Source organism: Corynebacterium sp. ACRPH, assembly GCF_022347285.1.
Lineage (GTDB): Bacteria > Actinomycetota > Actinomycetes > Mycobacteriales > Mycobacteriaceae > Corynebacterium.
In genome coordinates this window covers 1-26,678 of record NZ_JAKRND010000003.1, presented here as the reverse complement: position 1 = coordinate 26,678, position 26,678 = coordinate 1, and the positions used below count along the sequence as shown (strand labels likewise).

The following is a 26,678-nucleotide window of genomic DNA, read 5'->3' as shown; positions in this document are numbered from 1 at the left end:
TCAGCTTCTTAAGGTTTGACCTCTTAGTCGAAGATTCGCCCGCGCACCCCGCGGGCACCAGTGCTCGCGGTCGCGTTCACGTTCGCGCTTCCAACCGTCTTATTTGCCTTGTCCCCCTGAGCCTTCTTGGCCTCCTCAAGTTGGCGCGTGCATTCCTTGAGGGTTTCCTCGAACTCCCTCACCGATTCTTCGACCTCTGCCATGTAGTCATCGACGATGCGCTGGTAGCGCTCTGTGAGTTCTTCCCTGCCGGTCACCACTCACCGCTCCTTTCGATATTGACGCCCACTGCCGCAGCCCCCGCACCAGCCAATTCCACAGAGGTGCCTGTCATTTCAATGGATGCAGCTCCCGCTGCCGATACCCACACGTCCGGAGTCCACTGCTTGGAGGGCGCCGGTTGGGGCTTTGGATGATTTTCAGCGTTTGGTGCCGGTGCAGGTTCCTGGCTGGGTGCCGCGGGCGTGATCGGTTCGCCCTTCGTATCGCTTGACGGCGGTGTTGGTGCCTTGTGCTCAGGTTTCGGTTCTTCGCATTGCTGCGGTGGTTCCGGCTTGGGCTTGAGTTCCGGTTCCGGCTCGGGTTCAGGTTTCGGTTCGAGCTTCGGCTCCTCGCACTGGTGAGGTGGTTCAGGTTTGGGCTCCGGTTCCGGCTCTAGCTTCGGCTCAGGCTGCGGCTGCGGGTTTCCGACCGGCTTCTGCTCCACCTCCTGCTCTGACTTTTCACAGTGATCCGCCGGCTCGGGCTTAGGTTCCGGTTTCGGCTCTGGCTCGCACTCTTCCTTGTGCTCAACCTGTTCGGTTGGTGGAGCTGGCTCAGGCTTAGGTTCTGGCGTTGGTTCCGGCGCCGGCTCCGGGGCAGAAGCCGGACAGTGATCCGCCGGTGGCGCCAAAGCCTCCGTCGCACAGTGCACGATCTGCTCCCACAGCCTCACCGCCCCCTCGACGTTGATCTGCAGAGAGCCAGCCAGCGGAGGAGCCAGAGGCGCCGGTGGAGCAGGCGGCGGAGGCGGCGGCACCAAGGACTGTGCAGGCATAGGCGGCGGTGCAGGCGCTGGCTCTGGGGCTGGCACAGGTGCAGGCGCGGGCGCCGGTTGCGGCGCCTGAGCCATAGCCGTCTGTGTGACCACCTGAGCCGCCGCCTGTGGAGTGGGGTGCTGTGCAGCCCCCGTCTCACACGGTTGCTCGACCGCCGGAGGGGGCGTCACTACCTTCTTCGGCGCTGGGCAATCACCTTCCGGGGCCTTTACAGGCTCCGGGCACTTGGTCTCGGCAGGCTTGGGATCCTGGCAGACCGGCTTGTCCGAATTGCCCGGCTCGGCGGCGGGCTTTGCATCGCGGATCAGCTGATCCATGGTGGTATCCAGGCAATTGTTGCGGCTGCGCAGGATATCCTCCGAGAGCTTCCCCGCCAGCTTCGCCAACAGATCGAGCAACGGCTTACCACCATTGATCAGGCCAATCGCCGCCATGCCGAAAAGCTCCAGCTTCTCGGCAATGTCCTCGATCAAACTCACCGAGTTCTCCGAGATCGTGCCCATGATCTCAGCGGTATCCCGCACCGCCACGCAACGATCCTGCACGCAGTGTTCGTGGTTCAGCTGCTCCTTCCCCGCCTTCTCCGTCACCGTCCCCGGCTGTGCTTCACCCGTGCCCTTCAGGCTCTCTTTCACACACGCTTCGGCAGCCAGCTCCGGCGCCTGTTGTTTCTGGTTGCTCGCCGGCCCAAGCGACGTAAGGATCGTCTCTGGGTTCATGCCGTTGGTAAATGACGCCGCAGCCTTCGCCCCCTCCACGTCAGCACCAAAGCCGGCCATCACATCAAGTGCAGCGTTCAGCCGAAGATCCAAAGAACCCGTCATGCCCAGGCACCCCCTGCGTTCAAGCTGGCGGAGTTCTCCTGTTCCGCCTGGCCCACGCGATCCACCAGGCCCGTCAGATCCTCGCCTGCCTTCGCCAGCCTGTGGGCGTGGTTCACCCGCACGTTATGCCCCTGATCAACCAGATCCAAAAACTGCTGCGCCTTGGCCTGCAGACCCGTACCGAACGCGGCCACAGGCACGCTCGGCCGGCTGCCATCCAAATGATTCGCCCAGCTCAACTGCGCATCCCGCAACTCCGCCACCCGATCGGCTGCGGGCACTGGATCTATGTGTAACTCTCCCACGGTCTAATCCCCCTTGAACTCCCCGGCAGTGCTTTGCGCTTATGCCCTGCATAAAGGTTCCGCACAAGCGACCCGCACTGCGCAAACAAAACATCCGCACAGTTAGACTGCGCGGATGTTAAAAAGGTTCGCCGGAGTTTCCCGGCACCGTGAAGGGCCGGGAGAGGACTAGATGTACTGACCGGAGACGTTGATCGACGCGATCTGGCATCAGTCGACCATGTGCAGGGCGATTGATTCCTTGACCTGTTCGATGAACGCTCGAGCGGCGGGGCTCGGATTGAAAGATCCCCACGCGATGTACTCGGTCCGGCAAGGGCCATCGACCACGGGAATGGCTCGCAGCGCTGGGTTGGCTGGCACACAGTCGACGGGCAGCAGGCAGACGCCCAACCCGCGTTCGACGAGGGCGAGCATGAACTCGGTCGACATCGCCTCGAAGCCCACGCGGCGTTGAAGGCCTGCGGCAGCGAATGCCCGATCGCCTTGGAGCCTGCCCGGTGACCCGGCCGGGAAGTCAACGAACGTCTCGTCGGCCAGGTCGGCCAGGGCTAAGGTGCCCCTGTGTGCTAGCCGATGCTGTGACGCCATGACAGCGACGAGACGCCCTCGGGCGATCTCGTGCGCGGTGAGTCCGGACGCTGGGGTGACGTCGGCGCCCACGCCGAGGAATGCTACGTCGAGTCTCCCGCTGCTGAGATCGCGCATGAACTCATTGCTTCCCCCGCCCCGCACGGTGAGATCCACGTGGGGATGACTGGCGTGGAAGGCTGCGACGATGTCGGGCACGCTGACGGCTGTGACCGTCGGGATCACACCTACCGACAAGCTTCCGCGGACCTGGCCCACGGCCTCGGCGGCGACCGCCACGGCGCGGTCAGCGGCTGCGAGGCTGATCCGTGCTTCCGTGAGGAAGGCTTCGCCGGCGGGGGTCAGCTCGACCCGGCGGGATGAGCGCACGAACAGTGCCGTGCCGAGTTCCTTTTCGAGGGCCTTGATCTGGTGGCTCAGGGCTGACTGCACGACGAAGCAGCATTCTGCTGCTCGCGTGAAGTTGCGTTTCTCGGCGATCGCCACGACGTACCTGAGCTGTTGGAGTTCCACCCAACCATGATAACAGCTCATTGTTTGGGTGAGAACAATGTGTTGGACTCACTACTGGTGAGCAACTGATGATGGATGCATGAACACTTCTTCTCATGGGCGCCGCGGTTCGTTGCTGTGGACCTGTTTGACGGCGCTGGCCCCCGCTACGTGGGGGACGACATACATCGTGACCACCCACCTCCTCCCAGCCGGGCATCCATTGTTTGCTGCGTTCATGAGGACGCTGCCGGCAGGGATCATCGCCTTGTGCCTGTCGAGGCAGCTGCCGCGCGGTTCGTGGAGGTGGAAGAGCTTCGTGTTGGGCGGTCTGAACATGGCCGCGTTCTTCCCCCTGCTGTTCTTGTCGGCGCAGCGTCTTCCGGGCGGGGTAGCGGCCACGCTGAATGCGGTACAGCCCATCATCGTTGCCCTGCTGGCCGTGGCTGTCCTCCAAGAGCAACTCTCCGGATGGCGTCTGGGATGGGGTGTCGTGGGTGTCGTGGGCGTGGCCCTCGTGGTTCTCGGTCCAAGCGCTGCCCTGGACCCGGTGGGCGTGGTTGAAGGACTCGGCGGCGCAGTGGCCATGGCCACCGGCGTGGTCCTCACCAAGAAGTGGAAGCTCCCGGAAGGTGCCTCGCCCGTCGCACTGGCCGGTTGGCAGCTGACGTCCGCCGGCCTGCTGCTGGCGATCCCGGCGCTGCTGGTGGAGGGACCACCGCCGGTAATTCCTGTCCATGGCTGGCTTGGGTACGCCTGGCTCGGCCTGGTCGGGGCGCTGGTCTCCTACAGCCTCTGGTTTACCGGCATCCGACGGCTTCCGGTCACGTCCACAGCCCTCCTGGGACTCCTCTCGCCGTTGGTCGCCGCCCTGCTCGGCGCCCTGATCGCGCATGAACACCTCGGAGCCGAGCAGTACCTCGGCTTCGCGATCGCCCTGGCTGCCATGGTCTGTGGCCAGCTCCCCGCCCCCACCAATTATCGAAAGGACAATTCATGAACATCACGATTCTCGGAGCCACCGGCATGGCCGGTACCGCGATCGCGCAGGAGGCCACACGCCGCGGCCACCACGTCACTTCCGTATCGCGTAACCCACCGGAGACCAACGACCCGCATACTACCGTCGCTCGTCTCGATCTGACAGATCTCGAGGCACCCCTGCAGCCCGTCCTGAACGACGCAGACGCCGTCGTGCTCGCCGTGCGCATGGCCCCCGGCGATGAGAGCAGTGTGGCTCCGCTGACCAGCCATGTCCTCGACCACGCCGCTGTCGCGGGGGTTCGGGTTCTGGTCGTAGGAGGAGCAGCACCCTTACGCTCACCTCACGATCGGGAGTTGCGCGTCCTGGACGACCCCACCTTCGTGCCGCCCCAGTGGCGTGACGTCGCATCGGCCAGCCTCGACCAGTTCAACGCATGTACAGAACATCCGAACCAGAACTGGACCTACCTGAGTCCGTCGGCAGTCTTCGAGCCCGGACAGGGAACCGGCGCTTATCGCCGAGGCGGTGACACGCTTCTGATCAACCACGACGGTACGTCGCGGATCACCCCTGCGGACCTGGCCCTGGCCGTACTCGATGAGCTGGAACAGCCCAGCACCCAACGTCACTTCACCGCCATCGAGCAAGCAAAGGGTCTGGCCTAAAGTTAGCGGTTCACAGAGGAATCCTCGCTAACAACCGTGAGGGGGTCGAGTTATCGGCCCCCTCCGTCTATTCCAAGGGGACGCTCTTGCTCCACGCCAACGCAGCACTGGCCTCACACGGCTTGCGGGAACCAGCCGCCCTTCTCACGATTGACCAACGTCTCCGGTCAGTACAACTAGAGCCTAGACCTCCGCCACCACAGCCGCGAGCTTCCCCGCGATGCGACGGGCCGTGCCCGGATCGGCGGCCTCCACCATCACGCGGAACAGCTCCTCGGTACCAGAAGGTCGCAGTAGCACGCGACCAGCGTCACCCAGATCCTCCTCCGCCTTGGCGATGGCCTCGACCACGCGCTCGTCGTCGGCGATCACGGACTTATCCGCCACTGGCACGTTAATCAACGTCTGCGGCAGAACCGTCATAACGCTGGCCAGTTCGGACAGCGGCTTGCCGGTCTGCGCCATGCGCGCCATCAGCGTCAGTCCCGTCAGGGTGCCGTCGCCGGTGGTGGCGTGCTCGGAGATTATGACGTGGCCGGACTGCTCGCCGCCCAGGGAAAGATCAGAGGCCAGCAGTTCGGCCAGCACGTAACGGTCACCCACCTGCGTTTCCAGCACCTTGATGCCGTTGGCTCGCATGGCCAACTTCATGCCGAGGTTGGACATAACGGTGGCCACCAGGGTGTTCTGCTTCAGCTCCCCGTTTTCCTTCATCGCCACAGCCAGGATCGCCATGATCTGATCGCCATCTACGACATTGCCCTCAGAATCCACGGCCAGGCAACGGTCCGCATCGCCATCGTGAGCCAGTCCCAGATCCGCCTGGTGCTCCAGCACAGCCTTCTGCAGAACCTCGATGTGGGTGGAGCCCACCCCATCGTTGATGTTGAAGCTATTCGGGCGGCTGTGGATCGCCACAACATCCGCGCCGGCCTGGCGGTAGGCCTCCGGGGCGGCAGTAGAGGCCGCGCCGTTGGCGCAGTCCACCACTACGCGGATGCCATCCAGCGGGTGGTTAATCGCCGTGCCGACATGGGCCAAGTAGCGCTCCAGGGCATCGGAGGACTCATCCAGGATGCGACCGATCGCTGCGCCGGTTGGGCCCGTCTCGGGCAGCTCCAGCATGGTGGCTTCGATCTCGTCCTCCACGTCATCCTGCAGCTTGCGGCCGCCCGCGGCGAAGAACTTAATGCCATTGTCCGGCATGGGGTTGTGGGAGGCGGAGATCATCACGCCCATGTCGGCGCCGAAGTCGTCGGTGAGGAAGGCCACGGCCGGCGTGGGGATCACACCGACGTCCAGCACGTCCACACCCTGCGAGGCCATGCCCGCTGAAAGAGCGGCCGTCAGCATCTCCCCCGATACGCGCGGATCGCGGCCCACCACAGCGGTCGGGCGGCGGCCACCCACTTCCTCCTTGGATACCAGCACGCGCGCGGCGGCGGCACCCAACTTCATCGCCAGCGGCGCGGTCAGCTTCCTGTTCGCCAGGCCGCGCACACCATCAGTTCCGAACAATTTACCCATAAGGCGAAATCTTACCCGGCCACCCCGCAGGTCGGGCGGGTGCCACTCCCGCGCACAGGCAATTGATTCGAAAGCTGCGCAAAAGGGAAACCCCCACGTCCCAACCGAAAAGTTGATCGGTTGGGGCGTGGGGGCGTCGCCACCAAAAAGATGGAGCGATTTAACGCTTGGAGTACTGCGGCGCGCGACGTGCCTTGTGCAGACCGGCCTTCTTGCGCTCCACGGCGCGAGCGTCGCGGGTCAGGAAGCCAGCGCGCTTCAGGTCGGTGCGCTCTGCCGGGTTGTACTTGTTCAGTGCGCGGGCGATAGCCAGGCGGAAAGCACCAGCCTGGCCGGAGGGGCCGCCACCGTTCAGGTTGGCCTGGATGTCGAACTGGTTCTCGCGGTCCAGCAGAACCAGCGGAGCCTTGATCAGCTGCTGGTGCAGCTTGTTCGGGAAGTAGTCCTCCAGGGAACGGCCGTTGCACAGGAACTCGCCGGAGCCCGGAACCATGCGGACGCGGACGACGGCCTCCTTGCGGCGGCCAACGGTCTGGATGGTGCCCTCGAAGACGACCGGCTCAGCCTCAACCTGCTCAGCCTCGTCCTCGGAAGCGATAGAGTCACCGATGGTGGCAACGAACTCTTCGTTCACTGCGTCGGTAGCGGTGTACTCGCCCTCGAAGTTCTCCTCGACAGCAGCGTTCTGCTCGTCGGTTACGTTCTCGTTGTACTCAGTCATTACTGTGCCACCTGCTTGATCTCGTAGGTCTCAGGCTTCTGGGCCTCGAAAGTGTGCTCCGGGCCAGCGAAGACGCGAAGCTTCTTGATGGACGCGCGGGACAGCTTGTTGTGCGGCATCATGCCCTTGACTGCCTCCTCAATAACGCGCTCCGGGTGCAGCTCCAAGGAACGACCCAGGGACATGGTCTTCAGACCACCCGGGTAGCCGGAGTGACGGTAGCGCATCTCACGCTCGCGCTTGTTGGAGGAAATGTGGACCTTGTCCGCATTGATGATGATGACGTTGTCGCCGCAGTCAACGTTCGGTGCGAAGTAGGGCTTCTTCTTGCCGCGCAGCAGGTCAGCTGCGGTAACAGCAAGACGACCCAGCACCACGTCGGTGGCGTCGATGACGTACCACTTACGGGTGATGTCACCGCTCTTCGGGTGGAAAGTAGTCACAGGGGACTCCTTAAAGTCTTGATCTTGGAACTGCCAGCCAGATGAACACTTAAACGTGAAGTACGTGAGTGCTTCCGCGGCGGCCGGTTGGGACCCGCAGAAATGCATGCACCCGGGCAGGCCGGACACTGTGCACACAACCCTTGGGAGTTTAGTGCAGGTTAGCGCGCAAACCAAAACGCCTTCCTGGGCGCGCAAGCTGGTCGCTGCCAACGTTGCACAGCAAAGAACCCCGGCTTTAGCTCTCCCCTGCCGTTGGGGAGGGCGAGCCGGGGCTCTGTCGCTTAGTCCTTGTTGTTACTTACGGACGTCGCCGTCAACGTTGGAGTCGATCTGCTCCTTACGGAGCTCTTCGGTGTGACGCTCGGTCTCGGTGATCTGCTCCTTGTTCAGAGATACCTTCTCCACCGGGACGGTCTCCTTGTTCACAGAGACACGCTCTTCATTCAGGGTGACGGAGGCTTCCTGGCCGGCCTCGTCGATGTTGCCCTTGAGGTTAGCTGCCTCTTCCTCGGAGATCGGGGTGCGCTCAACGCGAACCTCTTCGCGGGTAACCGGAACCTCTACGGTCTCGGTGTCGGTGACTACGTACTTGCGCAGGCGAGCCTCGCCGGTCTGCACCTTGTCCTTCTGAACATTCAAACGCTCCTCGGAGCGGATGATCTCGCCCTCATTGCTCACGGCGGCCTCGCGGTTGGCGGCTTCGCGCTCGGTGGCACCCGCCTGGTCGGCGTTCGCACCTGCAACGCCTGCACCAGCAACACCTGCACCTGCGGCACCCACGCCAGCGCCAGCAGGGGTGTTACCGCCGGCAGCCTCGTGGCGATCCAGGGTGGAGCGCTCCTCGCCAGCATCCTGGTTGCCAGCACCCTCACCGTAACGGGTGGTGTCCTCAACATTGTCAAGGCCGTAGTGGCGGTAGATCTCGTTCTGCTGCTCCGGGGTCAGAGCCTGGTCGGCATCGAAGTCCGGCGCGTCCTTGACGCGGTCCTTGGCGAAAGCCAGGTTCAGGTTCTCGCCGTCGAACTTGTGGCCGCGCATCGGAACCAGGCTGGAGTTCATACCGAACAGGCCGTGGTTAACCTCAACGAAGGTGGGCTGGCCGGACTTGTCGTCAACGAAGATTTCCTTGACGCTGCCCAGCTTGTCGCCAGCGTTGTCGTATGCGGTTGCCTTGAAAAGATCCTTGATGTCGTTGCTCATTTTGTTAATAAATCCTTTCACCTTGTTGGTACGCAATACGGGGGTTTTGTCTTGCTTGGTGAGTACCAACAGTGGGGAATTACGTAGTGGTGTAACAACAGCGGTGCTGTCGCTGATTGTTTCTGTCTTTCCCGTACACAAAAAACGCTACGCATGGTTTTATTAACACTTCAACCAAAATGCTTTCCAATAAGCGCGAACCGGGCTTTATCCGAACATAACCGCAGTTCATTACATACATCACGATTAGGTCAAGTTTTTTAACAGTGCGTTCCGTGTGTTTTTTTTCACAACGCGGAGTGTCGATTAATGAAAAATCTCAGGCTTCCCTTTCCAGTCCAAGGGGAGCCCGAGAGCATGACGGGAGAAAATGGTTTAGCCGGTTTTATGCCCAGCTATTAGCTGCGTTGGTGTTGATTTCGCTCATGCGATCATTTGCCTGGCGGACGGTGCGGGAGATCTGCCCCAGCACCTCGTTGATCTCCTGTGCGGAGTCATCCCACTTTTTCTGAGCAGCTTGGTAGCTGTCGGAGGCCGCACCCTCCCACTCGCTAACCATCGGCTGCAGATCGCGCTTGAGGTCTCCCAGCAGACCGTTGATGGTGCCGTTGCCACGGTTGATGTCATCCGCAGCATTGGCGATCTGCGCAAAGTTGTACTGAATCATTCCTGTCCCCTTCTGTAATAAATTCTGTGATGAATCTCTTGTGCGCCCAGCGGGCCCGGGTTAAGCGTTGAAAGCTGCCGCATTGTCCACGTCGGTGGTATCGAAGTCACCGGCGTTGGCGCGGATGTTGTCCGCGATGCTCTGCAGTGCCTCGTTAAGCTTCCGCGCGTTCTCGTCCCAGCGCTCCATAAGCGAGTGGAAGGAGGTCTGTGCCTGCCCCTTCCAGCTGCCGGAAACGTCATCCACCACGCCACGCAGGCGGCTGAGCTCGCCCTGCACCTCGTCCTTCACACGGTCGACGTTGTTCGCCGCCTGGTTCATCGTGCTGACATCTGTTTTAAAGCTCATGTCTTAAAATCCCCCTGTTGAAAGTTCCGCAATTTGTCGATCATGCCGCCGGGTATCCCCTTGAAAACCCTGTTGAAGGCGCCATCGTAAGGGTTATACTCGCCGCGCTGCGAAAAGGTTCACGGTATTCCCCACATTTCCTGCTTTCCCCTATTTTTCCGGTCGTGCCGTCGCCACAAACTCCTGGCACACCTTTTCCCGCTGCTCATTCCACTGCCTGTACTGGCAGCCCACCGAAATCTGGTGCCCGTCCACCAGCCGCACATGCCACAAGGTCGTCGAACTCGGATAGTTCTCCTCGTAACTCACCGGCTGGGTCGACACCACTGTCACCCCATCGTCGCTGCTGCTCACGTCGTTGAGCGCGCCGAGCATCGCCGCATCCATTTCCTCCTGTGTTTTCAGCGGCGTCTCCTTGGCCGCCACCAGCACACGCATCCCTTCGTCGTCGCCGACGTATTCCTCCCGCGCACGAGTCGCACTACCTAAGCGCCACCCGTCCACGTTCACGCTGATCGGTATGTCCGCGCGCCGTGAGCTCTGGTCGGCCGTGGTCACGCCCCTCCTGTGTGGCTCGGGGAAGGGTTCTGTCGCCTCCTCGCCGGTCCCTTCTGGGCCCGGTTCGTCCGCGATAGGTTCCTCTGGCTCCACGCTCAGGCTCCCCGTGGCACTCGCAGCGCTTTCCGTGCCTTCCGCGCCAGCCGTGTTCTCTGCCGCCTGCGAGTCGAACACCGTGAACGTCGCCACCAGCCCGCCGACTATAAACAGCGCCAAGGCGGCCAGCGCCGCGGGTAGCCTGCGGATGTCTTTTCTTTCTTCCTTTTTTATTGACGCCCTCTCCTCCACCTCCTGCCACTCTTCCGCTTCCCCTACGGGTTCTGCTACCGCAGTGTCCACGTCTCGATGGCGAACCGGTTCGGCAAAGTTCAGGTGTTCCAGCTCTTGCTGTGCCAGCGCGAGCTCACTGGCGACCCGCAGCACCATGTCGTTATCCACCAGTCGCGCACGCACGCCCATGATCCGCAGATAGTGCACAACCTGCACTGCAAAGGAACCGGTGACCAGAACGTCTACCTCCCGCAGTCCGATGCCCCAGGGAAACAGCTCGCGGGGCTCCGGCGGGTTCACCGCCGCTGCCTCCGGGTACTCCTGTCGTTGTTCCAGCACCTCGCTGACCATCTCAAAGAGCTCGGAGAGCCTACCGAGACTCAGCCCCGAACGCTGGAACTCCACGTCGTCCATTGCGTCCGCTGCGCTATCGGCCCCCTCGTACTGCAAGTATCCCGGTCGTTGCATCTCTACATCGCCGGTCACCACGAACCCCGTGGCCAGATCCGTCACCGTCATGCCGCTGACCAGCACGCCCGATTCCTGCAGCGCCAGTGCCTCGGCCAGCAGTCCCCGGGCTTCCCCAATCTTCTGATCTACCCTCATTTTTCCCGCCCCACTCATTTATTCTCAATCGTTCCTAATTACTCACAAGAGTTCTCAGTTCTGTTCCGCCACCTCGGCCACGTGCACCGTCCAGGTTTCTTTGTGCACATAGGCGGCGCGCCCCTGTGGGCGTCGTACTAAACGAACCCCCGCAATCGGCCCGTCCTCGCGCGGCGCAGAAAACAGCAACCACGCGCTCTGGTCGCGCATGGCCTGCGTCAGCGGCTGATAGGCCGCGCGGGCGAACTGCCCTGAACGGCGGCCGAGCACCAGGTGTAGGCCGATGTCGGCGGCGTAAGGCAACAGGGGAAGCAGCTGGTCGAGGCCGGGATCGGCGTCCGCATCATCGACCACCACGAATAGCTCCGGCCCGGACCACCAGGAGCGTTCCCGCAGCTGCTGCGGAGTCACGTCGCTGCCCGGAATGCGGTCCCGCAGCGTGGTAACCCACTCGGCCAGGTCCGCGCGGAAGTCCTCCGGCACGCGATAACCCGCAACACCCAGCAACCCGCGGCGCGTGTCCGTAACCAGGAACTCCGGCGGCTCGCCGGTGTGGCTGCGAGTGTCTGCGACGGACTGCATCACGGCGCGCAGGGCGGTTGTCACACCACTTCCCGCCTGGCCAATGGCCACCAGGTGCGGGAAAGTCCTCCGATCCCAACGGACCGGATCCAGGCGCGGGCCGCCGATAGCGAATGCCTGCGGGTCGCCCAGCTCCTCCCAACCGATGCGCTCCGGCAGCACCCGCATGGCCACCTCCGGCTCGCCGCGACGGGTGCTTTCCATCCGCACGTGCTCGATGTCCTGCGCGGTGGAGTTGGCGAACTGCACGTGCTTGCCGCGGGGCGACACACCCCGGCCGGGCACGTCTGGAAGGGATTTCTGCGCTTCGCGGAAATGCGCGTCTAGCGGGGTCATCCGTAGTTCGATCTGGCCGGTCAGCACGTCCCGCAACGAGGGTCGGAAGTTCCACCGCAACGCGGTGACCACCACATGCAGGCCGCGCTCCAGGCCGGTGGTGGCCAGGCGGATCAGGCGCTGTTCCTCCTCGCCCGCCCCACCGCTGGCCGTCCCTACCTGGTCCAGCCCATCAATGATCAGCAGGCGTTGGCCTTCCGTCTGCTCCATCTCGTCGAACAGGCGCGCCAGACCATCGGGCCCCACCACCGCCGCCACCTGTGGCAAACGCGCGAGATCCCTCAGTCCACCGCCCGGGTCGAAGATGTACACGGGCCAGCCCGGCGAGCTCAATATCCACCCCAACACCAGGCTGCGCACCGCCGTGGTCTTGCCCGTGCGCGGCTGGCCGACGATCGCCCAATGCTTGCGGCGCAGGTCCACATCCATCGGCACCTGCAGCCCCTCGAAGGGAAGATCCTCCAGGCCAATGCGGGCCACGCCCGGCGCGCGGGGCTCCATAACCTCGCTGGCGGGCAGATCTTCCGGCAGCGGCGGCAGCCATACCGGATTCTGGTTCGGCCCCTCTAGCCGGTCGATCACCATCTGCATGGTGGTGGTCTCCGCCTCCACGGTGGAGCCCAACACCCGCACCAGCCGCTGGTCGCGAGGCAATTCCGGGCCGGAGACATAGGCCGAGTGGAAGCGTACTTTGTCCCCGGCGGAAAGGATCGCGGCACCTGGGGTGGCGGGCAGCTCGTAGGCCTCGGTGGTGCCGATCAGCGCGCGGGATTCGGAGGCAGAGAATGTGCGCAGGGCGATGCGATAACTCAGGTGGGATTCCAAGCCGCGCAGGCGCCCCTCCTCCAGGCGCTGGGTGGCCAGCAGCAAGTGCATTCGCAGGCTGCGCCCCAGCCGCCCGATCGCGGCGAACACTTCGGCGAACTCGGGCCGGGCGTGCAGCAACTCGGAGAACTCGTCCACCACGATAAACAGCGCCGGCATCTGTCCCGGGTAGGCGCGGTTGTATTCCGCCGCCGTGGTCAGGCCTGCGGCGCGGAGCTTTTCTTGACGCCGATGCATCTCCCCCAGCAAACTATCCTGCATTCGGTCGACCAGCCCCGCCTCCTCAGCCAGGTTGGTGATCAGCGCGGACGTGTGGGGCAACCGATCCATCCCCAGGAAGCTGGCGCCGCCCTTGAAGTCCACGAGCACGAAGTTCAGCTCCTCCGGGCTGTGCTGGTGGGTGAAGCTGATCACCACGCTTTTCAGCAGTTCCGACTTCCCGCTACCTGTCGCACCCACACACAGACCATGCGGGCCGATGCCTCCCAGGGCGGATTCCTTGATGTCCAGGTACACCGGCGCACCAGAAAAGCCGATGGGTGCGCGCAAGTCCCCGCCCGGCAGTTCCAGCAGTGAAGTGCTGGATTTCACGGTGGACCTGGCGCGGCAAATCTGCGCCAGTTCCACCTCGCTGAGCTGGTCGGCCACTCCGAAGGGCACCCAGCCATCGACGGTCCAGGCGCTCAGCAGGCACCCGCCCTCGGCATCGTCCACCTGCAGCAACAAGCCGTGCCCCTTGGCGTTTTCCACCCACTCCTCGCTCGGGTCGGTAACCACCGCGCCGGCAACCACGGGGCTTTGTCCCGTGCAGAAGTGCACCTTGCGCGGCCCGTCGTGCGGCAACCACTCCTCGAAAGGCCCGGTGATCCCGATGATGTCCGGGTCCTGCATCGCCAGTTGCGCCTGCATGGCGCGTGCCAGGCCAGCAGCCCCGTCGCCGAGCAGCACGATGCAGTGAAAGCTCGCCAACTCCACGGATACCGGCGCTTCGATGGTGGCGTAACGCAACGCGACCTCCCGCAAGCTCATAGCACTGACCGGCTCCAGGTCCTCCGGCGGGGCGTTCACCGGCACTTCCAGTGGATCGTCCGGGGTCTGCACCGCGGTGCCGATGCGCACCACGCCCGGCTCGGCGGTTACGTCGGTGCCGGTGTGCACATGCGTCCACAGCGCTTGCGGGTGCGGGTGGGCTGCCAGCATGCCCTGCAGCTGCTCGTCGTGGCTGCGCTGCACACTGTCCTTCAGCGCGTCGATGTGCCGGTGGAACGAACGCCGCGTCTCGTCCACATTCGCCCCCGGCTGGAACATCATCGCCATGCTGCCCAGCATCATCAGCGGAAAGATGAAGCTAATCGGGTTGCGCCCTGACCCGGAAAGCACCATGGCAGCGACCATGCCCACCACAGCGACCAGCATGACGGCAGGCAAGAGCAGCCTGATGAACGGTTGTTTGTCTTTCGGCAGCGTCGGCGGCGCCTGTGTTTGCATGGTGAAAAATCCCCCGGTTACCTGCTAGTCCCCACTTAATCCCCATCCAACCCCCTGGATGTGGTTTTTGATTCTAAACCTTCCCCGGACAGCCCGCAGGGCAAGCGCGCTCGCCTCGCCTGGGTTACTATCTGTGCCGTGTAAGAAACACCGGCGGGGTCCAAAGGGGGGATCCTCGCTGCACACTCAATCGGGCACGGCCTAAAACGTGCACCACCAGGGGGATTTTCTACTGTGCTAGCTCTCAGCATTTCCGTGCCCGCGAAGGGCACCACCATCAACGCTGCCATCGCCGACCATGTGCCCGTCGCGGAACTCATTCCACACCTCGTAGATGCGGAACCGGGGGAACACTGGACTCTCCACCGGGCGGTTGGTCAGGTCCAGCCCCAGTACACCCTGGCGGAGGCTGGGGTGCGCCCCGGCGAGTCGCTGACCTTGCAGATCGCCACCGTTCCCGCCCCGCCAGCCGAGGCGGTCGAGGAGCTCTCCGGCCCTATCCCCGCCAGCCCTGCTGCCTGGATCGCCGCGGCCATCGTTGCGCTGTTCAGCCTGCAAGCCGCCCCTGCGTGGCACCCTTTGGACAATCAGCTGGTTGGAGCTGGGGGCGTCCTTAACCTCAATCATTCGGCAGATACCGCAACGATCGTGGCAACCGCGGTGGCGGCACTGGCTACTGCGGCGGCTTCGCTGCACCACCGCAACTTCACCTACCTGGCCGCGATCCTCGGCTTCGGGCTGGGCCTACACGTGAATGTGCTGTGCGCATGCTTTGTGGCGGCTCTCATGGTGTGGCGCAGCGGCCCGGCGCGGATCGTGACGGCCACGTGGGTGGTGTTCGCGGCGGTGAATTTCTGGCCGGGGGTTACGCTGCTGCTGGCGATGTTCGCGTTGGCTTATTCAGGGCAGATTGCGATCGGCCTGGCGGGTATCAAACTGCCAAAGGTGCCCGCGACTGGTGTGTTTACTCAGCCGACGACCACCCGCGCGGGCCAGGTGGTGGAGGTGCACTCCGCCCTGGTTGTGGCAATCGTGGCGGTGCTGGGTGCATGCGTGTACCAGCTGGCGCCGTGGGGTGAGCCGCTGAGCCTGTGGCGCGCGGCGCTGCTGGTGCTGGTGGCCGTGCTGGGCGTGAGTGCGCGCAGTACCCGGCCGGTGCATTCGGTGGCGCTGGCGGTGTTGTCCGCGGCGACGATTCTGTGGCTGGCGTTGCACGAACCCTGGGGTGCGGCGTGCCTGGTGCTGGTTGGCCTGCCGGCGGTGCGCATGCAGTCGCCGATGCTGGGCCGGGTGATCGACATGGTGGAGGCCGTTGCGTTCTGTCTGGCCATCCCCCTGGCACTGCAGACCACGGGGATTTTCGAGGCGATTCGAGGCATCGGCTGATGATCATCCAAGATTCCTCGCCCCACGGGAACTGCCAGGAAGGCACCGTTGCGGCGCCGGGTACTGTGCCTTTGCCGGATATTGACGCCCCTCGTACCCAGCGCTGCACGCCCTGTCCCGGGGCCGGGACGTGGACGTGGCTGTGATTGATACGGGTTCCGCCGGGCCGGGCGTGATGGGAGACCGTGATTTTTGCGTGCTGCACGGATCCGTGGTGACCAGCGTGCTGCGGGCGATAGCGCCGGAAGCAAAGGTGCATTCGTTTAGACATAACGCGGTTGCCTCCCGGGCTGAGGGCACGGTGGAGGATCTGGTTCGAGCGATCGACCGAGCGCTGAAGGCGCGGGTGAAGGTCATCAATATTTCGATGGTGGCCTGCGAGGATACGGCAGAACTGCGGGAGGCCATAGGACAGGCGGAGAAGGCCGGGGTGCTGGTGGTGGCTTCCACTGGCAACACGGGTCAGTGCCCGGAGGGGGCGCCGACGTTTCCCTCTAGTTTGGATCCGGTGCTGGCAGTGGGCGCGGTCGCGCCGCGAGCGCAAGAGCCGGCGGCTGGTGCAGGGTCAGTCGCAGGGCCAGCTGCCGGGAAGGAGAACTCCGCCGACCAGGGTCGCGTGCCCGCGCAGTACAGCGCGCCGACGCACTGGGTGGACCTATTTGCCCCCGGCGGGCCGGTGGAAGGGCAGGTGGACGTGCGCGGGAAGGTGCACACCATCGTCGGCAACCCCGATCCTTTCGAGGGCACCAGTTTCGCCGCGCCGGTGGTGTCCGGGACAGCGGCGCTAGTCTGGCAGATCGTCCCGCACCTCAGTGTGCAGGAGGTCCGCGAGCTGCTGACCTCCACAGCCTCTCCCGGCGCGAGCGGCCCGGGATTGGGGAAGCAGATGCTGGTTGTGAATCCCGCCGCAGCAGTGGATAGGGCGCTGGACCTGCGGGATGCGCGGAACCGCGTTGGCAGCGACGGCAACAATGGCAGCATTGGCAGCGATGACTCGACCGACGCACGCTACGAGCTGCAGACCGTCAGCACCCAGCCTCACCAGCCGGAGGCTGCCGACTACTCCGTGCCGGTCGTGCTCTCCCTCGTGCTGGCGCTGGGCATCATCGCTACGGTCGTCTGTCGGGCTTTCTCCGCGGACAGCAGGCCGCCGTCGGGCAGCGAGGCCACGCGGGCGAACTGAACTTCGTGCTCCGAGCTGAACCCCAGGGCGCGCAGCTCGGCCTGGCTCCCCACGGAGTAGCGCACTCCGTTATCGCTGACCAGCACGTATCCGCGCTCCGTCTTCAGCGCCGACGTGCCCCGCGGGCCGTAGAAGGCGGTTGGTTCGTCGCCGGCCAGCACGGTGCTGATTCCGGCTGAGTCCGCGCCTGCGCCATCCTTCCCTACGCCGCTGCCAGCTGCGGCGCCATCCTCCGGCTCCGCCAGCCCTTGCGGCCCCGCGCACACCATCTGCGGCTGCGCCCACGTCACGGGCTGCTCACCGTCGAACTCCGGGATTCCCGCCAACACGTCCACACTCGGCTGGCGCATCACATCCGCCAGCGGTGCCTCCACCGGCGGCACGGGGCTGCTGGCCAGGGCAAAGTCGCGCCGCGAGCCCTTGACCTCCCCCACTCCCGACCGATCCACCAGAAACGCCCGGTCGCCAGCCGTGATTACCCTGCCCGCCACGTCGAAAGGCGCGGGCATCTTCGTCTTCCCCGCCGGCATGGCGATGTCGGGGCTACGGCGGAACTGCTGAACCAACCCATCGCTGGCGGGCACCGCCTCCGTGCCGAAAGCCCGGGCTGCGTCTGGGGTTATGCGGGAGCGAGTGGTGGCGTCAATAAGCCAATAACCCGAAGGCGCAGCCAGCAGAGCATGGCGATGCGCCTTGATGCGCTCGACGGCCACGACCGTGCCCACGCCACCGTCCGCACGGTCGCAGTACAACCACTCGCGGTCCGGCGCGGCAGAAAGCGCCGGCACCTGCGGAATGCCGATCGGCTGCCCCAACGGCACCTGGGATAGCTGTTCAGCGGTGGTTTTCTGCACCTCGACAGGCTGCTGTAGGATCAGCCGCGCGGAGGCGACGTTCGTGATCGGATGGTAGGAATCCTCCAGGCGCAGGTGCAGCGTGCCGGTTTCATCGGCCACCAGATCGGCCCCGTCCAGGCTTGGCTGTGGGCGCAGTAGCCCCAGCATCACCGCACCACCGGCGATCAACAGGCTCAGCAACACGCCGACGACCAGCGCCCGCCGCTGGCTGCGCAGCGGATCGTGGGCCATTCGCGGGTCCCCAATGACCAGCGCGAGCTCGAGCCTGCGCAGTAGAAAATTAAACCCAGATACTTGTATCCCCGTTGTGCGCATGGTTATTGCGCTCCCCCCTTTGTTGTTTTTGTTGTTTCTAGCCCCCGCTAGCGCGCTTAAGTATTTCATGGTTGAATTGCTTGCGCGAGGCGAACCTCGCCTTCGGGGGAATTTCATACTTTGGGGGATGGCAATAATGGGTTCAGTGGCATTTTTGGCTGCCGATTCTACCGATGCTAGGTATACTGCCTGGTGGGCATGGGTTCTATGCGGATTGCTGGCGATCGGATGCATCGCAGCGGGCTGGTTCGCCTTCGCCCGCAGCCGCGCCACCACGGACCAGGGCACGCGCTGGTTCCGTCTGCTCTGCGTGCACGACAGGTTGTGGGGCGAGCCGTCGTCGCGACGGATTTCTAGCGACCGGCTGGCCGGTGGTTTGGGTCTTTCTCTTATGGACGCCACCCTCTCCACCGCAACCGTCCCCACCAAACCTTTCGGCCGTGGCTGGTTGGGGGATTCCTCGGCCACGCTGGTGGGCGTGCCAGAGCACGCGGCGGCGCGGATGCCTTTTGCCGCCAGCGGGTGCGGGGTGTGGGCTCTGCCCGCAGAGGCTCCGCCGGTGGGCGCGCAGGTATCCGGCTTGGCGGATCAGTTGAGCGTTCCGCCTGCACCGGGATGGTTTATCGGGCTGACCGACGCGGGAGAATCCATGCTGGTGCACCCCATTCCCGGCGCGACCTTTGCAGTATTTGGAACGAGCGGGCAGCTGCGGGCGCTGGAGGGGTCTATGAATTGGCCGGAAGAGCTATTCGATCTGCACAGGCTCAGTGGTAACGCTGCTAGCGCCAACGGAATGGCTAATCCCATTGGTACGGCGGGCGCGATGGGCGTAGCGGACGGCCTGGGTGCGACGGATTCACTCGCCGGCGATGAGGGGACGAAGACTCAGGTACTGCTCGTGGAGGTTACCGTGGCTTCTCGCGGACCGCGCAACCCGCGCGGTCCGCTCAGCGGGAGTGTTGGCTTCGCTGCTGCGGAGGACGTGCTCGCCCAGGGGCGCGAGCGCCTGCAACTGCTGGGGCGCCCCACGGTCGATGTGTATATCGCGGTTCCGCCGGTTGGCACGGGTACGATCCTGGCCCACGGTGAGCACCGGGAGTACTTCAACTTCTTCGCCGTCACGGCACCCGTGCCGAAGCCGGCGACACAACCCGCGCCGAAACCTGCTCCGCAGCCGGTGCCACAGAATGCGCCGGTTGCCGCCCCGGCTACGGCTCCGACGGTGGGCGCAGCCACTCCCGCGCCCGCTCGTTCAAAGCGTCCAAAGCATCGCCGCGCGAGGCCGAATGCGCACAAGCACCGCTTTCCTCATGGCGCGGTATCTGGCCCTGCGGCTAGTTCCGCATCTACTGCGCCTGCGCCCGCCGACCCGCTCCCGCTACCGACCGGCGAGCGCTTGGCGCGGGTCGTCAGCGCGCGTTCCGCCAGCTCCTCGTCGGCTGGGTAATCCACCCGCACCAGGTTCAACCCCGCCGCGGGTGCCACCGGCACGGCAGAGCTGCGCTTCGTCTCCTGCAAAAGTCCCGGAGTGAAATCCTCCGGTCGCTTGCCCGACCCGACCATCAGAGCCGCCCCCACCAGGGATCGCACCATCGACCAGCAGAAAGCATCCGCCGTCACGTGAGCCTCATAGGTTTGCGGTTCCACCTCCGTGGAGACGTCCACCCAGCGGAACTCCTGCAGCTCGCGGACGGTCGTGGCCCCCTCGCGGGCCTTGCAAAACGCCGCGAAGTCGTTCAAACCGATCAGCGCATCGGAGGCCGCCTGAGTCTTCTCCACATCAATCGGGTGACGCCACGCTGCAGTATCCCGCGCCCGCACAGGCACAGGCCCGGCCGGATGAGTCGTCACACGATAAATGTAGTGCCGGCGCAGCGCGGAGAAGCGGGCGTCAAAACCCTGCGGAACAACACTCGCCCCGTGCAACCGCACGTCCGCAGGCAACATGCGCGACAGGCGCCGAACCAGATCCTCCGGGCGAGTCAGCGAGCGCTGCTCGAAGGCATCTACTGGGATGTCCGCGTGGCAGACCTGGCCGCTGGCATGCACGCCCGCGTCGGTACGCCCGGCAACGACCAGCTCAACGGGATGGCGAGTGACCAGCGAGAGCTTCTCCTGCAGCACTCCCGCAACCGTGCGTAGCCCGCCGGACTGAGTAGCCCAGCCGTGGAAGTCCGTGCCATCGTAGGCCACGTCCAGGCGCACGCGCACCAGGTTGGCGGCCTGGTTGGGCTGGTCAGCCTGACCGGCCGGGTCGGCCTGCGGAACCTGCGGGTTCTCGGGCATGGGCGGGGCGCCTCCTTCAGATGGACGTTCGACTAACTCGGCTAGCTGCTGCTGAACTGCTGCATTCGCCATGGGCACTGTGCGCGCCTTAGTCTAGTCTGCGTGCAAGACAACGAATTCTCCGCCTCCACCCTCGACTCGCGCGCCCGCCGCCTAGTCGCGTGGGTCGCTGCCCTTAATGGCCTTGGCTTCGTCGTTGAGGTGACGATCGCTCTGCTCATCGGCTCCGCCGCCCTTTTTGCGGACGCCGCAGACTTCCTCGAAGACACCCTCATCAACGTTCTGGTGCTCACCGCCCTGGGGTGGTCGGTCGCCAGCCGCCGGAAGGCCAGCTATGCCCTGGCGGGGTTGATTCTGATTCCGGCTTTCGCAGCGTTCGGCACGGCCGCGTGGAAGGTTGTGACGGGCACTCCCCCGGAGCCCGTGACTCTGAGCGTGACGGCCATCGGAGCTCTGGTGATTAACCTCGTCTGTGCAGTGCTTTTGCTGCGACTACGCGGGGCAGATAGTGCGTTGGTGCAGGGTGCTTGGCTGGCCGCGCGGAATGATGCGGCGGCTAATGTGCTGATCCTAGGCGCCGGTGTGGTGATGATGTTCTGGGCTAGCGCGTGGCCGGACATTGTGGTCGGCGTGGTCATCGGTCTGATTAACCTCTCGGCGGCAAAGGAGGTCTTTGAGCAGGCTCGAGCGGAAGAGCCGGAGCTGGAGATGGACTAGGCGACTGGGACGGTCTACGGCGGGGGTGGGTGGCGTCAATAAGTAAGCAACCAATAAGCAACAAAAGGCGGGCCACGAGCTACCCGATTGGGTAACCGTGACCCGCCTCAAAGCTAGGCGAAAGCGAAAGCTAAGCCAGAGCGAAAGCTAGGCGAGAGCGCCGGACTTACTTGTCCTCAGCAGCCTCTTCAGCCTTAGCCTCGTCGGCAGCCTCGGCAGCCTCAGCCTCAGCGGTCTTGTCGGTTGCGGTGTCAGCCTCAACCTCCGGGGCCTCCTCAGCCTCTTCAGCCTTAGCCTCAGCAGCCTCGGCCTCAGCCTTCTTGGCCCTGGAAGCAGCAACGCGGTTAGCGCGCTCCGCCTCGGTGGAGGCCAGCGGCTCCGTCACCAGGGAGATCTGGGAGATCGGAGCGTTGTCGCCCTTGCGGTTCTCCAGCTTGATGATGCGGGTGTAGCCACCCGGACGGCCTTCGAACTTCGGAGCCAGCTCGTTGAACAGGTAAGCAACAACTTCCTTGTTCGGGATGAGCTTCAGCACGTTGCGGCGGTCCGCCAGGGTGCCGCGCTTGGCCTTGGTGATGATCTTCTCGACGTAGGGGCGCAGCAGCTTAGCCTTTGCGTCCGTGGTCTTGATGGCGCCGTGCTCAAACAGCTGAGCAGCGAGGTTGGACAGGATCTTCTTCTGGTGGGAAGCAGAACCGCCCAGGCGGGCGCCCTTCTTTGGGGTAGGCATTAGTTCTCCTCGTGTGGATCTTTAAATCAGTGAGCGCGTGCGGTTAACCACCGGGTTATTCCGCGATGTCCTCGCCCTCGGTGTCGATGAACTCACCGGTCTCTGCGTCGTAGCCTTCGATATCGGTGATATCGAAGCCCTCCGGAGCGTCCTTCAGGCCCAGGCCCAAGCCAGCCAGCTTGACCTTGACCTCGTTGATGGACTTCTGGCCGAAGTTACGGATGTCCAGCAGGTCGGACTCCGTGCGTGCAGCCAGCTCGCCGACGGTGTGAATCTCTTCACGCTTCAGGCAGTTGTAGGAGCGGACGGAGAAGTTCAGGTCCTCGATCGGCATGCTGTAGGCAGCGATGTGCTCGCTCTCCTGCGGCGACGGGCCAATCTCGATCCCCTCTGCTTCGTAGTTCAGCTCCTGGGCCAGACCGAACAGCTCCACCAGGGTCTTACCTGCGGATGCCATGGCATCACGGGCGGTGATGGAGTTCTTCGTCTCCACGTCCAGAATCAGCTTGTCGAAGTCCGTGCGCTGTTCCACACGGGTTGCCTCGACCTTGTAGCTGACCTTCAGAACCGGGGAGTAGATCTGGTCGACCGGGATGCGTCCGATCTCAGAAGAAGCTGCAGCAGCCGGAACGTAGCCGCGGCCACGCTCGACAGTCATCTCGATTTCCAGCTTGCCCTGCTCGTTCAGGGTGGCGATGTGCAGGTCCTGGTTGTGGACCTCCACGCCAGCCGGAACCTCAACGTCGGCGCCGGTAACCTCGCCCGGGCCTTCCTTGCGGATGAACATCGAGACGGGCTCGTCGGAGTCGCTGGACAGAACCAGGGACTTGATGTTCAGGATGATGTCGGAAACATCTTCCTTCACGCCCGGGATGGTGGTGAACTCGTGGAGCACACCCTCGATGCGCAGGGAGGTCACTGCCGCGCCCGGGATGGACGACAGCAGGGTCCGGCGCAGGGAGTTACCCAGTGTGTAGCCGAAGCCCGGCTCCAGCGGCTCAATGACGAACCGGGAGCGGGAATCGTCGATGAACTCTTCCGTGAGCGCGGGGCGCTGTGAAATGAGCATTGTTTAAGCTTCTCCTTTTTCGGCGACCGCTATATGACGCCGTTAGGGGGACTACCGCCACCAGGTTTGGTAGACGGTGCGGACGGTAGAAAACCGCGTTTGGTGTTCTATCCGAAGTAATTCTAACGAATAGGTTCGTCAGGTTTACTTCGAGTAGAGCTCGACGATCAGCTGTTCCTGCAGCGGAATGTCGATCTGAGCGCGCTCGGGCAGCTGGTGCACGAGGATGCGCAGAGTGGACGGTACGACCTGCAGCCAAGCAGGAACGATCGTATCGACCAGGGCTTCCTGAGCCTCTTCGAACCACAGCATCGAGCGGGACTTCTCACGCACGTCGATGATGTCGTACTGGGAGACCTTGAAGGAAGGAACGTTGACCTTCTTGCCGTTCACGGTGAAGTGACCGTGGGAAACCAGCTGGCGAGCCTGGCGGCGGGTGCGTGCCAGACCTGCGCGGTAGACAACGTTATCCAGGCGAGACTCCAGCAGGATGACCAGGTTGTCACCGGTCTTGCCCGGGCGACGGTTGGCCTCTGCGTAGTAGCGGCGGAACTGCTTCTCCAGAACGCCGTAGGTGTACTTCGCCTTCTGCTTCTCCTGCAGCTGCAGGAGGTACTCGGACTCCTTGATGCGAGCACGGCCAGCCTGCCCCGGAGGGTAGGGGCGACGCTCGAAGGAGTTGTCGCCGCCGACGAGGTCGACGCGGAGGCGACGGGACTTACGGGTTACGGGGCCGGTATAACGAGCCATTTTCTATCCCTAATCCTTTCTTCTCTTTAGACGCGACGACGCTTCGGCGGGCGGCAGCCGTTGTGCGGCTGCGGGGTGACGTCGGCAATGGTGCCAACCTCGAGGCCCGCGGTGGACAGGGAACGGATAGCGGTCTCGCGGCCGGAGCCCGGACCCTTAACGAATACGTCAACCTTCTTCATGCCGTGGTCCATAGCCTTGCGAGCAGCGGACTCGGCAGCCATCTGAGCGGCGAAGGGGGTGGACTTACGGGAGCCCTTGAAGCCGACGTGGCCCGAGGAAGCCCAGGAAATCACAGCGCCCTTCGGGTCCGTGATGGACACGATGGTGTTGTTAAAGGTGGACTTAATGTATGCGTGGCCGTTGGCCACATTCTTCTTGACGACGCGACGGCCAGTACGGCGCGCGCCGGAACGAGTCTTCGGAGGCATAGGTTACTTCTTCTTTCCTGCGATCGTCTTCTTGGGGCCCTTACGGGTACGAGCATTGGTCTTGGTGCGCTGACCGCGGACCGGCAGGCCACGACGGTGGCGCAGGCCCTGGTAGGAACCAATCTCGATCTTGCGGCGAATATCGGCCTGGATCTCGCGGCGGAGGTCACCCTCCACCTTCCAGGTGTTCTCGATAACGTCACGCAGAGCGGACAGCTGCTCGTCGGTCAGATCCTTGGAGCGAAGATCAGGGGAGATGCCGGTCTTTTCCAGCAGCTCCTTGGAACGGGCGGGGCCGATTCCGAAGATGTAGGTCAGTGCGACCTCCATGCGCTTCTCGCGTGGCAGGTCAACACCAGCAAGGCGTGCCATAGGGCATTTTCCTTCCGGTTTAGCGACGGTTTTCTCCACACTCGTCCCTTTTGATCCTTCGAGTATTTCGCCAACAGTCACGGAAGAGACTGTTCGGGCACTAGGTGCCTTGAACGTGCGAAACCAACACCCCAACTATTGGGGTGTTGGAAGGAGGGCTCCGGCCGCCGCGGCCAGAGGTAGTGACCAGGTAGCTGCCGCCTCGGCGACGCTGCTACCTAGATTGGATGTATGGAGGCTTAACGTTTTACTTGTAGCGGTAAACGATACGCCCACGGGTCAGGTCGTAGGGAGACAGCTCCACGACAACCCGATCCTCGGGGAGAATACGGATGTAGTGCTGGCGCATCTTGCCGGAAATGTGGGCCAACACCTTGTGGCCGTTGTCCAGCTCGACACGGAACATCGCGTTTGGCAGGGGCTCGACGATGCGACCCTCAACCTCGATGGCGCCTTCTTTTGCCATATCCTCCAACGTTTCCCCAGCTCAGATAGCTGGTATGGGTGATGTTTTGCTACATACGGTGCAGTCTCAAGATCTCCCACATGGCAGTCGCCTAGGGCACTTACCGATGCGAAAGCCTCATGCACCAACTGCTTACAATACACGCGACCTGCACGGATGCCAAAACGCTCGCGCCAGCCCCCTTCGGGAGCTAACACGAGCGCTTTTCTTTCTTAGTGGCCTAACCTTGACGGCGGCCCGGACTACGCCTCTAGGCGGGCTGCTCCTCACGGCGCAGCTCGCCCTTCGCCAGGCGGTTCACGGTCATCGCAATCGCACCGTCGCCGGTGACGTTACATGCGGTACCGAAGGAGTCGATGGCGATGTAGGCGGCGATCATCAGCGCCACCTGGCCATCGTCGAAGCCCAGCTGGGACTGCAGCAGACCCACGGCCGCCATAATCGCACCACCCGGCACGCCCGGGGCGGCGATCATCATCACACCCAGCAGGAAGATGAAGCCCAGGGCCATGCCTGCGGTCATGTCCACGCCGGTCATGTAGACGATGGAGAACGCGAACAGGGCGATCTTCTGCATGGAACCAGACAGGTGCACCGTCGCGCACAGCGGCACCACGAAGTCGGCCACGGACTGGGATACCCCGTTCCTACGGGTGCACTCCAAGGTCACCGGAATGGTTGCCGCAGAAGAGGAGGTACCCAGCGCGGTGAAGTATGCGGGCAGCATGTTCTTCAGCGCAGTGAACGGGTTACTCTGCGCGAACAGTCCGGCCAGCAGGTACTGCAGCGCCAGGATCACCCACGTCATAACCACGGCAAGGATCAGCACCTTAGCGAACTGCGACAGCGTCAGCTTCAAGTTGCCGTTCATACCCATCGTCAGGAACACGCCGAAGATGTAGAACGGCAGCAGCGGGATAATGAAGCTCTGGATGACCTTCATGGTCACCTCGCGCAGTTCCTCAGCGCCCTTGAACAGAACCTCGGTGCGCATCGAGGCCATTGCAATACCCACGGTGAAGGCCAGCAACAGCGCTGACATCACGCCCAGCGGCGGATCCATCTCCACGGAGAAGAACGGCGCCAGTGCGCCTTCGTCAATATCCTTCGCCTCGATCATGGACTCGTTGCCCAGCAGCGACGGGTAGAACCCCTCGGCCACACCATAGGCAATCAGACCAGAGATGATGGTGGAGACGTAGGCGATGCCGGCGGTCACGCCCAGCCACTTGCCTGCCCCGCGGCCCAGGCTGGCAATAGCCGGGGCGATCAGGGCGAAAATCAGAACCGGGACGAAGAATCCCAGGAAATTGGCGAACAGCCCATTCAAGGTCGCGAACACGCGGCCTGCCCACTCGGGGAAGAAAAGGCTGCAGACGATACCCAGGACGATCGCGACGATGATCTTGAATATCAGCGAATTAAAAAATCGGGATGCATTCATGCTGGCGCTTTCCCTTTGTAAATGCTTGTAGGTCCTCTAGAAACGATTATGTTTAGCCTACTCGCAATACTTGATTCCCCAATAATCGCCGGTAGCCCACCAACCCCACCCCTGCTGCCCCCCACACATCCGCGCCCCACCCCAGCTACACCCCAACCCATCTTCGCCCCCGACACCCCGCCACCCGGGGCACGCGGCA

General features: G+C 63.5%; 25 protein-coding genes and 1 pseudogene. 5 read left to right on the top strand and 21 right to left on the bottom strand.

All coding sequences use genetic code 11. The annotated features are described in order from the left end of the window. Positions 1-23: 23 nt before the first annotated feature. The 4 genes from MHX66_RS02110 to MHX66_RS02095 all read right to left on the bottom strand — a co-directional run bounded on the left by MHX66_RS02110 (position 24) and on the right by MHX66_RS02095 (position 3,270). Entirely contained in the window at positions 24-257 is a 234-nt protein-coding gene (locus MHX66_RS02110; protein ID WP_239199144.1) for a hypothetical protein, read from the bottom strand. After that, the gene (locus MHX66_RS02105) at positions 254-1,861 is read right to left on the bottom strand and encodes a hypothetical protein (protein WP_239199141.1); all 1,608 of its coding nucleotides are present in this window, start codon (positions 1,859-1,861) and stop codon (positions 254-256) included. Before MHX66_RS02105 ends, MHX66_RS02110 begins: the two co-directional genes overlap by 4 nt. After that, positions 1,858-2,142 (bottom strand): hypothetical protein, encoded by a 285-nt coding sequence (locus MHX66_RS02100; RefSeq protein ID WP_143336411.1) that lies wholly within the window; start codon positions 2,140-2,142, stop codon positions 1,858-1,860. The genes MHX66_RS02105 and MHX66_RS02100 overlap by 4 nt, the downstream gene beginning before the upstream one ends. A 234-nt stretch (positions 2,143-2,376) precedes the next feature. Then, positions 2,377-3,270 (bottom strand): LysR family transcriptional regulator, encoded by an 894-nt coding sequence (locus MHX66_RS02095; RefSeq protein WP_231913371.1) that lies wholly within the window; start codon positions 3,268-3,270, stop codon positions 2,377-2,379. A 79-nt stretch (positions 3,271-3,349) separates the two neighbouring features. On the opposite strand from MHX66_RS02095, the gene MHX66_RS02090 reads away from it, so the two are divergent. Further along, complete coding sequence (locus MHX66_RS02090; RefSeq protein ID WP_239199138.1) at positions 3,350-4,249, top strand: EamA family transporter; 900 nt, start codon at positions 3,350-3,352, stop codon at positions 4,247-4,249. Next, positions 4,246-4,899, top strand: a complete 654-nt coding sequence (locus MHX66_RS02085) for an NAD(P)-dependent oxidoreductase (protein WP_005291837.1) — start codon at positions 4,246-4,248, stop codon at positions 4,897-4,899. Before MHX66_RS02090 ends, MHX66_RS02085 begins: the two co-directional genes overlap by 4 nt. A 183-nt stretch (positions 4,900-5,082) precedes the next feature. Here the strand turns inward: MHX66_RS02085 and glmM are convergent, their stop codons facing one another. From glmM to MHX66_RS02045, 8 genes are all read right to left on the bottom strand, one after another. After that, positions 5,083-6,426 carry a phosphoglucosamine mutase gene (gene glmM / locus MHX66_RS02080; protein ID WP_239199135.1) on the bottom strand — a complete coding sequence of 448 codons (1,344 nt, stop codon included), beginning with the start codon at positions 6,424-6,426 and terminating at the stop codon, positions 5,083-5,085. Between the two features lie 160 nt (positions 6,427-6,586). Beyond that, complete coding sequence (rpsI, locus tag MHX66_RS02075) at positions 6,587-7,147, bottom strand: 30S ribosomal protein S9 (RefSeq protein WP_005291842.1); 561 nt, start codon at positions 7,145-7,147, stop codon at positions 6,587-6,589. Then, a complete protein-coding gene (gene rplM / locus MHX66_RS02070; protein WP_034984948.1) occupies positions 7,147-7,590 on the bottom strand; it encodes a 50S ribosomal protein L13 in 444 nt (147 codons plus the stop codon). The genes rpsI and rplM overlap by 1 nt, the downstream gene beginning before the upstream one ends. Positions 7,591-7,887: 297 nt before the next feature. After that, a complete protein-coding gene (locus MHX66_RS02065) occupies positions 7,888-8,793 on the bottom strand; it encodes a PRC and DUF2382 domain-containing protein (RefSeq protein ID WP_239199132.1) in 906 nt (301 codons plus the stop codon). A gap of 385 nt (positions 8,794-9,178) precedes the next feature. Next, positions 9,179-9,460, bottom strand: coding sequence for a WXG100 family type VII secretion target (locus MHX66_RS02060; protein ID WP_071057436.1), 282 nt, complete (start codon positions 9,458-9,460; stop codon positions 9,179-9,181). A gap of 60 nt (positions 9,461-9,520) precedes the next feature. Continuing rightward, the gene (locus MHX66_RS02055; RefSeq protein WP_035003052.1) at positions 9,521-9,808 is read right to left on the bottom strand and encodes a WXG100 family type VII secretion target; all 288 of its coding nucleotides are present in this window, start codon (positions 9,806-9,808) and stop codon (positions 9,521-9,523) included. 150 nt (positions 9,809-9,958) lie between these two features. After that, positions 9,959-11,242, bottom strand: a complete 1,284-nt coding sequence (locus MHX66_RS02050; protein WP_239199129.1) for a type VII secretion-associated protein — start codon at positions 11,240-11,242, stop codon at positions 9,959-9,961. Positions 11,243-11,296: 54 nt separating this feature from the next. Next, positions 11,297-14,473 (bottom strand): FtsK/SpoIIIE domain-containing protein, encoded by a 3,177-nt coding sequence (locus MHX66_RS02045; RefSeq protein WP_239199126.1) that lies wholly within the window; start codon positions 14,471-14,473, stop codon positions 11,297-11,299. Positions 14,474-14,707: 234 nt separating this feature from the next. Between MHX66_RS02045 and MHX66_RS02040 the strand changes: the two genes are divergently transcribed. Then, entirely contained in the window at positions 14,708-15,859 is a 1,152-nt protein-coding gene (locus MHX66_RS02040) for an EsaB/YukD family protein (RefSeq protein WP_239199123.1), read from the top strand. A 175-nt stretch (positions 15,860-16,034) separates the two neighbouring features. Further along, a pseudogene (locus tag MHX66_RS02035) lies at positions 16,035-16,709 on the top strand (S8 family serine peptidase); the annotation flags it as partial. A 209-nt stretch (positions 16,710-16,918) separates the two neighbouring features. Here the strand turns inward: MHX66_RS02035 and eccB are convergent. Both eccB and truA read right to left on the bottom strand, forming a co-directional pair. Then, positions 16,919-18,214, bottom strand: a complete 1,296-nt coding sequence (eccB, locus tag MHX66_RS02030; RefSeq protein ID WP_239199120.1) for a type VII secretion protein EccB — start codon at positions 18,212-18,214, stop codon at positions 16,919-16,921. Positions 18,215-19,522: 1,308 nt separating this feature from the next. Then, complete coding sequence (gene truA, locus MHX66_RS02025; RefSeq protein WP_239199117.1) at positions 19,523-20,500, bottom strand: tRNA pseudouridine(38-40) synthase TruA; 978 nt, start codon at positions 20,498-20,500, stop codon at positions 19,523-19,525. A gap of 102 nt (positions 20,501-20,602) precedes the next feature. Between truA and MHX66_RS02020 the strand changes: the two genes are divergently transcribed. Then, positions 20,603-21,217: a cation transporter gene (locus MHX66_RS02020; RefSeq protein ID WP_239199114.1), complete on the top strand. Its 615-nt coding sequence runs from the start codon at positions 20,603-20,605 to the stop codon at positions 21,215-21,217. A 166-nt stretch (positions 21,218-21,383) separates the two neighbouring features. On the opposite strand, the gene rplQ is transcribed toward MHX66_RS02020, so the two are convergent. The 7 genes from rplQ to MHX66_RS01985 form a co-directional block, all read right to left on the bottom strand. Beyond that, the gene (gene rplQ, locus MHX66_RS02015) at positions 21,384-21,947 is read right to left on the bottom strand and encodes a 50S ribosomal protein L17 (protein ID WP_239199111.1); all 564 of its coding nucleotides are present in this window, start codon (positions 21,945-21,947) and stop codon (positions 21,384-21,386) included. 55 nt (positions 21,948-22,002) lie between these two features. Continuing rightward, a complete protein-coding gene (locus tag MHX66_RS02010) occupies positions 22,003-23,016 on the bottom strand; it encodes a DNA-directed RNA polymerase subunit alpha (protein ID WP_239199108.1) in 1,014 nt (337 codons plus the stop codon). A 144-nt stretch (positions 23,017-23,160) separates the two neighbouring features. Further along, entirely contained in the window at positions 23,161-23,766 is a 606-nt protein-coding gene (rpsD, locus tag MHX66_RS02005) for a 30S ribosomal protein S4 (RefSeq protein ID WP_005291869.1), read from the bottom strand. Between the two features lie 26 nt (positions 23,767-23,792). After that, a complete protein-coding gene (gene rpsK / locus MHX66_RS02000; RefSeq protein WP_005291870.1) occupies positions 23,793-24,197 on the bottom strand; it encodes a 30S ribosomal protein S11 in 405 nt (134 codons plus the stop codon). Between the two features lie 3 nt (positions 24,198-24,200). Next, on the bottom strand, positions 24,201-24,569 hold the full coding sequence (rpsM, locus tag MHX66_RS01995) for a 30S ribosomal protein S13 (RefSeq protein WP_005291872.1): 369 nt from the start codon (positions 24,567-24,569) through the stop codon (positions 24,201-24,203). A 247-nt stretch (positions 24,570-24,816) separates the two neighbouring features. After that, positions 24,817-25,035: a translation initiation factor IF-1 gene (gene infA / locus MHX66_RS01990; RefSeq protein ID WP_003854422.1), complete on the bottom strand. Its 219-nt coding sequence runs from the start codon at positions 25,033-25,035 to the stop codon at positions 24,817-24,819. A 250-nt stretch (positions 25,036-25,285) separates the two neighbouring features. After that, positions 25,286-26,479: a dicarboxylate/amino acid:cation symporter gene (locus tag MHX66_RS01985; protein ID WP_239199105.1), complete on the bottom strand. Its 1,194-nt coding sequence runs from the start codon at positions 26,477-26,479 to the stop codon at positions 25,286-25,288. Positions 26,480-26,678: the final 199 nt, after the last annotated feature.

Coding starts and splice junctions, on each gene's coding strand:
- MHX66_RS02105 (WP_239199141.1), bottom strand. CDS start 1,861: ATGACGGGTTCTTTGGATCTTCGGCTGAACGCTGCACTTGATGTGATG.
- MHX66_RS02090 (WP_239199138.1), top strand. CDS start 3,350: ATGAACACTTCTTCTCATGGGCGCCGCGGTTCGTTGCTGTGGACCTGT.
- MHX66_RS02085 (WP_005291837.1), top strand. CDS start 4,246: ATGAACATCACGATTCTCGGAGCCACCGGCATGGCCGGTACCGCGATC.
- glmM (WP_239199135.1), bottom strand. CDS start 6,426: ATGGGTAAATTGTTCGGAACTGATGGTGTGCGCGGCCTGGCGAACAGG.
- rpsI (WP_005291842.1), bottom strand. CDS start 7,147: ATGACTGAGTACAACGAGAACGTAACCGACGAGCAGAACGCTGCTGTC.
- MHX66_RS02065 (WP_239199132.1), bottom strand. CDS start 8,793: ATGAGCAACGACATCAAGGATCTTTTCAAGGCAACCGCATACGACAAC.
- MHX66_RS02060 (WP_071057436.1), bottom strand. CDS start 9,460: ATGATTCAGTACAACTTTGCGCAGATCGCCAATGCTGCGGATGACATC.
- MHX66_RS02055 (WP_035003052.1), bottom strand. CDS start 9,808: ATGAGCTTTAAAACAGATGTCAGCACGATGAACCAGGCGGCGAACAAC.
- MHX66_RS02050 (WP_239199129.1), bottom strand. CDS start 11,242: ATGAGGGTAGATCAGAAGATTGGGGAAGCCCGGGGACTGCTGGCCGAG.
- MHX66_RS02045 (WP_239199126.1), bottom strand. CDS start 14,473: ATGCAAACACAGGCGCCGCCGACGCTGCCGAAAGACAAACAACCGTTC.
- eccB (WP_239199120.1), bottom strand. CDS start 18,214: ATGCGCACAACGGGGATACAAGTATCTGGGTTTAATTTTCTACTGCGC.
- truA (WP_239199117.1), bottom strand. CDS start 20,500: ATGCCCGAGAACCCGCAGGTTCCGCAGGCCGACCCGGCCGGTCAGGCT.
- rplQ (WP_239199111.1), bottom strand. CDS start 21,947: ATGCCTACCCCAAAGAAGGGCGCCCGCCTGGGCGGTTCTGCTTCCCAC.
- MHX66_RS02010 (WP_239199108.1), bottom strand. CDS start 23,016: ATGCTCATTTCACAGCGCCCCGCGCTCACGGAAGAGTTCATCGACGAT.
- rpsD (WP_005291869.1), bottom strand. CDS start 23,766: ATGGCTCGTTATACCGGCCCCGTAACCCGTAAGTCCCGTCGCCTCCGC.
- rpsK (WP_005291870.1), bottom strand. CDS start 24,197: ATGCCTCCGAAGACTCGTTCCGGCGCGCGCCGTACTGGCCGTCGCGTC.
- rpsM (WP_005291872.1), bottom strand. CDS start 24,569: ATGGCACGCCTTGCTGGTGTTGACCTGCCACGCGAGAAGCGCATGGAG.
- infA (WP_003854422.1), bottom strand. CDS start 25,035: ATGGCAAAAGAAGGCGCCATCGAGGTTGAGGGTCGCATCGTCGAGCCC.
- MHX66_RS01985 (WP_239199105.1), bottom strand. CDS start 26,479: ATGAATGCATCCCGATTTTTTAATTCGCTGATATTCAAGATCATCGTC.